Genomic DNA, 672 nt, shown 5'->3' with positions numbered 1-672 from the left:
GCCGCGCATCAGGCACCGAACATGGAGGCCGAGCGCAATCCGGCCACCGCGCACATGTTCATCATCAATCCGCTTTCCGGCCACGGCGTCGACAATCTGTTCGCAACTCACCCCTCGACCGCGAACCGCATCGCCGCACTGCAGCAGCTCGCCGCCGAGCTCGGCACGCTCGCCGCGCCGCGCTCGGCCGGTGCAAGCCCTCCGCCGCGCAGCCCGTGGGGCGGCTCGACGGGCCAGCGCGGGCCGTGGGGCTGATGGCACAGGCCGGCCGCGCGCCACCCGCGTGAACGACGCGCGAAATTGAGGAGATGATACAGCCGTACTCGGCGCGTCACATGCCTGCAACGATGAGCGACTAGTTCTCGTCGGCTATGTCGCGCGTCGTCCGGTCAGCCTTGCTCAGAACAATGCTCGTCTTGCGGTCTACGCTTGCCGTCTCGTTCGGCCTGCTGGTGCTATCGGTCGAACCAGGTCACGCCCAGAGCCCCAACTTTCGCAATGCCGATCAGGCGCCGCCGTCCTGGGCGCAGTTCGCCAAGCTGGTGAAATACCGCTTCGAGGAATGGATCGCGGCGGACGAGGCTGTCGCCAACCGGTTCCGCAACTGGGTCACCGAGCATTCGGGCAAGGAGGGCGGCCCGCCGCCCTCGCTGGTGGTGAAGGCCTGGCTCA

Annotated in this window: 2 pseudogenes; both read left to right on the top strand. The window is 67.7% G+C overall.

Annotated features, from left to right (window positions below):
• Positions 1 to 255 (top strand): annotated as a pseudogene (locus J6500_RS31505) (zinc metalloprotease HtpX); the annotation flags it as partial.
• Between the two features lie 161 nt (positions 256 to 416).
• Positions 417 to 672, top strand: a pseudogene (locus tag J6500_RS31500) (hypothetical protein); the annotation flags it as partial.

Origin of the sequence: Bradyrhizobium semiaridum (assembly GCF_020329505.1) — a bacterium.
Classification (GTDB): domain Bacteria; phylum Pseudomonadota; class Alphaproteobacteria; order Rhizobiales; family Xanthobacteraceae; genus Bradyrhizobium; species Bradyrhizobium semiaridum.
Note: the sequence above shows the minus strand (reverse complement) of the source record. Positions and strands in the feature narration are given on the sequence as shown.